We start from the raw sequence: 7,342 nt of genomic DNA, 5'->3' as shown, positions 1-7,342 counted from the left end.
ATGGCAAAGGAAAAGTTTGAGCGTACAAAACCGCACGTCAACATCGGCACGATTGGGCACGTTGACCACGGCAAGACGACGCTGACCGCAGCGATCACCAAGTATTTCGGTGACTTCAAAGCGTATGACCAGATTGACGGTGCGCCGGAAGAGAAAGCGCGCGGCATCACCATCTCGACCGCCCACGTGGAATACGAGACCGAGAACCGCCACTACGCGCACGTTGACTGCCCCGGCCACGCCGACTACGTCAAGAACATGATCACCGGTGCTGCTCAGATGGACGGCGCGATCCTGGTTGTGAACGCTGCTGACGGCCCGATGCCGCAGACCCGCGAGCACATCCTGCTGGGCCGCCAGGTTGGCATCCCGAAGATGGTCGTGTTCCTGAACAAAGTTGACCAGGTTGACGACGAAGAGCTGCTGGAACTGGTTGAGATGGAAGTTCGCGAACTGCTGTCCAGCTACGAATACCCTGGCGACGATATTCCGATCATCGCAGGTTCGGCTCTGGCCGCGATGGAAGGCAACAAGCCTGAAATCGGCGAAGAGAAGATCAAGGAACTGATGGCGGCCGTTGATGAGTACATCGACACCCCTGAGCGTGCTGTTGACCAGCCGTTCCTGATGCCGATCGAAGACGTGTTCTCGATCTCGGGTCGTGGTACCGTTGTGACCGGTCGTGTTGAGCGCGGCGTGATCAACGTTGGTGACGAAATCGAAATCGTCGGCATCCGCGACACTTCGAAAACCACCTGCACCGGCGTTGAAATGTTCCGCAAGCTGCTGGACCGCGGTGAAGCGGGCGACAACATCGGCGCGCTGCTGCGTGGTGTTGACCGTGACGGCGTTGAGCGTGGCCAGGTTCTGTGTAAGCCGGGTTCGGTTACACCGCACACCAAGTTCGAAGCCGAAGCCTACATCCTGACCAAGGAAGAAGGCGGTCGTCACACTCCGTTCTTCGCGAACTACCGTCCTCAGTTCTACTTCCGTACAACTGACGTGACCGGCACCGTGACCCTGGCGGAAGGCACCGAGATGGTCATGCCCGGCGACAACGTGTCGTTCGGCGTTGAGCTGATCGCGCCGATCGCGATGGAGCAGGGCCTGCGCTTTGCGATCCGCGAAGGCGGCCGCACCGTCGGCGCCGGCGTTGTATCGAAAATCACTGAATAATTCGCGCAAGCGAATAATCAGACGGAAAGGGCGTCCCTCGGGACGCCCTTTTTCGTTTGAGCCACGATCCGGATGTCTCTCAGGGCGCCTGAGATGTTGCCTTTTGGCCGCGACTCACTGCACTCGCGCATGAAAATATTGTTGAAATCAAAACCTTTTCTTACGGTCCTTGAAAACGTATCGCGCCTGATGAACGGCTGAGCGTGAAGAGGGAAGGGGACGGCAATGAAGATATTCTGGGCACTTGTCTTCCTGTGTGTTCCGCATTTTCTGCTCGCACAATCCTTGTCTCCCACGCCCCAACAAACAGAGTCATCAAAGCGAGAGTTGATCGGCTTCGGCTGGATGTTCACGGATGATCTGATTGGTGATGATCATGACCGTTGGCAGACGTCGTCTCTGAACCTGTCCTGGATTCTTGCGCGCGGCTGGAGCGGGGAACTGCCCGAAACCTTTGGGGACGTGATCGAGATTCGGGCGTACACGCAGATGGTATCTCCCGAGGACCTGGTTACGCCAAACCCGCAGGACAGACAGTATGCCGGGATCCTGTCGCTTGGTGCTTATACGCATTTTCAAAGACGCGGTGCGCAGTTCACTGTAGGCGCTGAATTGGTGGCCGTAGGGCCGCAAACGGGCGTGGACAGTCTGCAGACCGAGTTTCACGAGCTGATCGGAAGCACCCCACCGTCCCGGGCGGTCCTGGATGATCAGATTTCCAATGATTTTTATCCCACCGTAGTCGCGGAAATCGGACGAGAGTGGGATTGGGGCCGAAACACGCGCCTCCGCCCGTTTGCCTCTGTGCGGGCCGGGGACGAAACTCTCGCCCGCGTTGGAATGGACGTGACATTTGGACAGGTGGGGCGGTCAGAGCTTCTGATCCGCGACAAGATCACTGGGCAGCGCTATCGCTCCATGCGGACAGGGCCAAAGGGTGTCAGCGGCGTGTTCGGGTTTGATGCAGCCTATGTGGACGACAGCGCATATATCCCGAATTCCGGGGTGGTCAGCCTTAAGCATGAACGGTATCGCGCGCGCCTTGGTCTGAACTGGGAGGCCAAATACGGAACTCTGTTTTACGGCGCGACGTATCTTAGCGAAGAATTCAACCAACAACCTGAAGGGCAGGTTGTTGGATCATTGAGTTTCAAGATCTCGTTCTGACCTTTTGCGGCTGAGATACAGCGGCGGCCAGTAGCATTACTTCAATGCAGATTCCGCAGCCGACCGAACCGAAGCGATATTCGCACCATAGACCTCAGGCTTGTCGACAGACCCGCCCTTGAACACGGCCGATCCCGCGACCAGCACATCCGCGCCTGCTGCTGCGACCAGCGGGGCTGTGTTTGGGTCAACACCGCCGTCAATCTCGATATGCACCGGGCGGTCTCCGATCATCTCGCGGAGCTTGCGGACTTTGGTGGTCATGTCGATGAACTTTTGGCCTCCGAAGCCCGGGTTCACGGTCATGACGCAGACCAGATCGGTGAGGTCCAGCAGATGTTCGACCGCCTCGGCAGGGGTGCCGGGGTTCAAGGCAACACCGGCCTTCATGCCCGCAGCGCGTATGGCCTGCAAGGTGCGGTGTGTATGCGGACCGGCTTCGATATGGGCGGTCAGGATGTCGGCGCCCGCATCGGCATAGGCTTGGATGTAAGGATCGACCGGCGTGATCATCAGATGCACATCCATCACCGTTTTCACATGGGGACGGAACGCTTTGACCGCCGGAGGGCCGAAGGTCAGGTTTGGCACGAAATGGCCATCCATGACATCGACATGGACCCAATCGGCACCCTGGGCCTCGATGGCCTGAATTTCGGCTCCGAAATTGGCGAAATCGGCGGACAGGATCGACGGAGCGATCTTGATGGAACGGTCAAAGCTCATGGCGGGCCTCATGCAGGAAACTGGGGTTGCGGGCGCGTATAGCGGGGAATGAGCCCGAAGGGTAGGCCCTATGGTACCGGCTGCGGTGTTTACAAAACTTTCACTGAACCGACACATATCCGTTGAGTGCAATCCGTAGCTACCCGCCAACATGAATTGGGGGTGGCACGTGCTGCACATCAAAAAACTGACCAAACGCTTCGGTGAGAATGTGGCGGTGGATACCGCAACGCTGGACGTGGACAAGCCCTGCATGATCGGCATTATCGGTCGATCGGGTGCGGGTAAATCGACACTGTTGCGCATGATCAACCGGCTGACGGATGCCAGCGATGGCGAGATCCTGTTCCAAGGCCGTGACGTGACCCTGTTGAAGGGTCGCGACAAGCGCGCCTGGCAGGCCGATTGTGCGATGATCTTCCAGCAGTTCAACCTCGTGCCGCGTCTGGACGTGGTGTCGAACGTGCTTCACGGCACGCTGAACCGCCACTCGACCCTGGCTACGATGTTCAACCTGTTTCCGATGGATGAGGTCCACCGCGCCATCGACATTCTGGATCGTCTGGGCATCGCGGAACATGCGCCCAAACGGGCCGAGGCGCTTTCGGGTGGTCAGCAGCAGCGCGTGGCCATTGCCCGCGCCCTGATGCAGGACCCCAAGATCATTCTTGCCGATGAACCGATTGCCTCGCTGGACCCGATGAACGCGCAGGTGGTGATGCAGACCCTGCGCCGCATCCACGAAGAGGACGGCCGCACTGTCATTGCCAACCTGCACACGCTGGATACTGCGCGGCGCTATTGCGACCGCGTGGTGGGTATGCGCGACGGACGTATCGTCTTTGACGGCCTGCCCGAGCAACTGACCACCGGTGTCGCCCGCGAGATCTATGGCGCCGATGCCAGCTTCTCAGAAGAGGCAACCTCGACCGAGATCGATACCCTCGACGCCACACAAAAGGCCCTGATGGAAGCTGAAGCGACCGTCTGAGCCACCCAAAACCCTTTCATCGCCCGGCCCGATGAGAGGTCGGGAACATCAAACTGGAGAGAGACAGATGAAAAAACTAGTTGCTGCCCTTGTTGCGACCACTGCCATGGCCGCGCCTGCAATGGCTCAGGAGATTTCCGAGCTTCGTATCGGCATTCTGGGCGGTGAGAACGCTCAGGACCGTCTGAACAACAACGAATGCCTGCGCGTCTACACCGAAGAGGCTCTGGGCGTTCCGGCCAAGCTGTTTGCCCCTGCCGACTATAACGGTGTGATCCAGGGTCTGCTGGGCGGCACCATTGACGTAGCCTGGCTGGGCGCGTCGGGCTATGCAAAAACCTACCTGTCCGACCCCGAAGCGGTTGAGCCGGTTCTGGTCAAGGTCAACACCGATGGTGGCTACGGCTATCACTCGATCGGGTTTGCGCGCAAAGACAGCGGCATCACCTCGCTGGAAGACATGAAGGGCAAGACCTTTGGCTTCGGCGATCCGAACTCGACCTCGGGCTACCTGATCCCGTCGATCGAAATCCCTGCCGCCACCGGCGCGACCATGGATTCGGGCGACTATTTCGGTGAAGTGAAGTTCACCGGCGGTCATGAGCAGACCATCGTTGCCGTGAATAATGGCGACGTTGATGGCGGTGTGACCTGGGCCGACGGTCTGGGCGAATGGGAAGACGGCTACCAGTCGGGTGCCCTGCGCCGTGCCGTTGATGCCGGTCTGATCGACATGAACGATCTGGTGCAGATCTGGAAATCCGAGCCGATCCCGGAAGGCCCGGTTGTTGTCCGCAAGGCCCTGCCTGCCGACGTCAAAGCCAAAGTGACCGAGCTGTGGGACACCCTGTCGGAAAAAGACCGCGATTGCTTCTACGGTGTGGCAGCGGGCGAAGCCAAGAGCTTTGATCCGATCACCCATGACGCCTACGAAATCATCATCGAAGCGCGCAAGCTGAAGTCCAACTAAGCTTGTCTCTTCTATTCGCGGGGTCCGGTTAAATGCCGGACCCCGTTTTCCACTCAGGAGCATTCCATGACAGACCTTTCGGCAGGGTCCTATAGCGTCGAACAGATCCGCGACGACTATACCGCGATGACGCGGCGCAAACGGGTCTATGGTGGTATTCTCCTGATCCTGTTCGTTGCCCTGATGGCAGCGGGCTTCCGCACGGCTGATGACCGCAATGCAGGCAGTTTCACAGATGGCTGGCATCGGATTCTGGACTACCCGTCCGAGGTTCTGTCCGAGGCGTGGGAAAAGATCGCCGAGATGCCGGCCAATCTGGTAGAATTCTTCCCGGCCCTGATCGAGACGATCAACATTGCCGCCGCCTCGACCCTGATCGGGACGATTGCGGGCACGTTTCTGGCCCTGATGTCGACGCGGGGCATGGCGCTTTGGCCCGCCTTGATCCCGCTGTTCCGTCGGATCTCGGATATCTGCAGAGCGATCCCGGAAATCGTGATTGCTCTGGTTCTGATCTTCATTCTGGGTGGAGGGCCGGTGCCCGCGATGATAGCCATTGCAATCCACACGGCAGGTGCTTTGGGCAAGCTGTTCTCTGAGGTCAACGAGAACGCCTCGCTCAAACCAGTCGAGGGGCTGCAATCCGTCGGGGCGAACTGGTCACAGCGCATGTATCTGGGCGTGATCCCTCAGGTTGGCCCGAACTATGTCAGCTACGCTTTGCTGCGGTTCGAAATCAACATCCGCGCCTCGGCCATCCTTGGCTTTGTCGGTGCCGGAGGTCTGGGCTATGAGCTGCGCAACGCCATGTCCTGGGGGCAGGGGCGCTACGATGAGGCTGCGGCCATCTTCATCCTTCTCTTCGTTACTATTGTGGTCGTTGATCAGATCTCTGGCTATCTGCGCGACCGTCTGACCCACGGGTCGGAAAAAGGAGCCTCGGCATGAGTACCTTTGCCACCGATTTGTCGATTGACGACCTGAAGGCCGAAGCGGACCGTCTTTTCAGCCGCAAACGCATTGTGAATTTCGGCTTGCCGGGGCTGGTTGCCCTCTATCTGATCTACGTCTTCTTTGCTTTCGACGTTCCGGGCCTGGCCGAGCGGGCCAACTGGGAAAACGGCAAGACGCTGGTCGCGGACAGCTACAGCTACAAGACCCATATCGAACGCGATAACCGCACGGGTGAGGTCTCTGCCGCGATCGAGGGCGAGCGAAAAGGGCGCTATCCCGACGGTACCGCGCCCGATTGGGTCGCGCTGGGTGAGACCACGGTGATTGATCTGGAAGACGGCCATGTGGTGCGTTTCGGGCCCGAGACAGTCGAATATGATATCCCCGGCTATGGCATTGTGCGCGCAACCCCCAGCCGGTCGGCCGGTGTGCAGGCCGAGTTGCCTGCCGGAGAGGTCCCGGACTGGATCAATGTCTCCAAAAACCGTCTGGCCATCAAAACCGATGCAGGCCGACTGACCGTCACCCGCAACCGGTCCGAGGTGTTCCGGTACTTCACCGGGTGGGAGCTGTTCTGGTTTACGCTCGACAGCCCCTATTACGGCAAGTCCTTCCCCGAGCTTGTGAGCCTTGCCGCATCCGGTGAGGCAGGTGCGATCCTGAATGACTTCTGGACCAATAAGATGTGGCGACATCAGGATGTGGCCTGGGCGATCTTTGAGACGATCCTGATGGCGTTTCTCGGCACGCTGGGCGCGGGCATGATTGCTCTGCCTCTTGCCTTCCTCGCGACGCGGAACTTCAATCCGCTGCGCTCCGTCCGCTTTGCAACGCGGCGTGTGTTTGACTTTGTACGCGGCGTGGATGCGTTGATCTGGACCGTGGTTCTGGCGCGGGCTTTTGGCCCGGGACCGCTGACAGGGGCGCTGGCCATTCTGGTGACCGACACCGGAACCTTCGGCAAAATCTTCTCGGAGGCGCTGGAGAATGTCGACAACAAGCAGATCGAAGGTGTCCAGTCGACCGGGGCCAATGCGCCGCAACGCTACCGCTTTGGGGTGATCCCGCAGATCACTCCGGTTCTGCTCAGCCAGCTTCTTTATTTCCTCGAATCCAACACCCGCAGCGCGACTGTGATCGGGGCGATCACTGGCGGCGGAATCGGTCTGTTGCTGACGCAGGCGATCATCACGCAGAAAGACTGGGAAGAGGTCGCCTACTACATCGTTCTCATCATTCTGATGGTGATGCTGATGGATTGGTTCTCGGGCTGGTTGCGCAAGCGTCTGATTCAGGGCGAGGCCGGCAAAAAGCGCAAGCCGCGCGGTGCGGCCAAGCTGCAATCCTGAGCGTATGGG

General features: G+C 59.1%; 7 protein-coding genes. 6 read left to right on the top strand and 1 reads right to left on the bottom strand.

What is annotated here, in order from left to right; genetic code table 11:
• Both tuf and ACP15L_RS09615 read left to right on the top strand, forming a co-directional pair.
• On the top strand, positions 1-1,176 hold a 1,176-nt coding region (tuf, locus tag ACP15L_RS09620; RefSeq protein ID WP_170381019.1), incomplete at its 5' end, for an elongation factor Tu.
• A 225-nt stretch (positions 1,177-1,401) separates the two neighbouring features.
• Positions 1,402-2,343 (top strand): lipid A-modifier LpxR family protein, encoded by a 942-nt coding sequence (locus ACP15L_RS09615; RefSeq protein ID WP_425083987.1) that lies wholly within the window; start codon positions 1,402-1,404, stop codon positions 2,341-2,343.
• 36 nt (positions 2,344-2,379) lie between these two features.
• Here the strand turns inward: ACP15L_RS09615 and rpe are convergent, their stop codons facing one another.
• Positions 2,380-3,069, bottom strand: coding sequence for a ribulose-phosphate 3-epimerase (gene rpe, locus ACP15L_RS09610; RefSeq protein WP_425083986.1), 690 nt, complete (start codon positions 3,067-3,069; stop codon positions 2,380-2,382).
• Between the two features lie 169 nt (positions 3,070-3,238).
• On the opposite strand from rpe, the gene phnC reads away from it, so the two are divergent.
• The 4 genes from phnC (at position 3,239) to phnE (ACP15L_RS09590) (ending at position 7,333) form a co-directional block, all read left to right on the top strand.
• Positions 3,239-4,060: a phosphonate ABC transporter ATP-binding protein gene (gene phnC / locus ACP15L_RS09605; RefSeq protein WP_425083985.1), complete on the top strand. Its 822-nt coding sequence runs from the start codon at positions 3,239-3,241 to the stop codon at positions 4,058-4,060.
• 67 nt (positions 4,061-4,127) lie between these two features.
• The gene (gene phnD, locus ACP15L_RS09600) at positions 4,128-5,030 is read left to right on the top strand and encodes a phosphonate ABC transporter substrate-binding protein (protein WP_170527473.1); all 903 of its coding nucleotides are present in this window, start codon (positions 4,128-4,130) and stop codon (positions 5,028-5,030) included.
• Positions 5,031-5,096: 66 nt separating this feature from the next.
• Positions 5,097-5,978 (top strand): phosphonate ABC transporter, permease protein PhnE, encoded by an 882-nt coding sequence (phnE, locus tag ACP15L_RS09595; protein ID WP_425083984.1) that lies wholly within the window; start codon positions 5,097-5,099, stop codon positions 5,976-5,978.
• Positions 5,975-7,333: a phosphonate ABC transporter, permease protein PhnE gene (gene phnE, locus ACP15L_RS09590; protein ID WP_425083983.1), complete on the top strand. Its 1,359-nt coding sequence runs from the start codon at positions 5,975-5,977 to the stop codon at positions 7,331-7,333. Before phnE (ACP15L_RS09595) ends, phnE (ACP15L_RS09590) begins: the two co-directional genes overlap by 4 nt.
• Positions 7,334-7,342: the final 9 nt, after the last annotated feature.

The organism is Ruegeria profundi, assembly GCF_049800715.1.
Lineage (GTDB): Bacteria > Pseudomonadota > Alphaproteobacteria > Rhodobacterales > Rhodobacteraceae > Ruegeria > Ruegeria profundi_A.
This window is presented reverse-complemented; position numbering and strand designations above follow the sequence as displayed.

Bases quoted from the DNA above. Each gene is read 5' to 3' on its own strand.
- phnE (WP_425083983.1), top strand. From the start codon at position 5,975: ATGAGTACCTTTGCCACCGATTTGTCGATTGACGACCTGAAGGCCGAA.
- phnD (WP_170527473.1), top strand. From the start codon at position 4,128: ATGAAAAAACTAGTTGCTGCCCTTGTTGCGACCACTGCCATGGCCGCG.
- ACP15L_RS09615 (WP_425083987.1), top strand. From the start codon at position 1,402: ATGAAGATATTCTGGGCACTTGTCTTCCTGTGTGTTCCGCATTTTCTG.
- rpe (WP_425083986.1), bottom strand. From the start codon at position 3,069: ATGAGCTTTGACCGTTCCATCAAGATCGCTCCGTCGATCCTGTCCGCC.
- phnE (WP_425083984.1), top strand. From the start codon at position 5,097: ATGACAGACCTTTCGGCAGGGTCCTATAGCGTCGAACAGATCCGCGAC.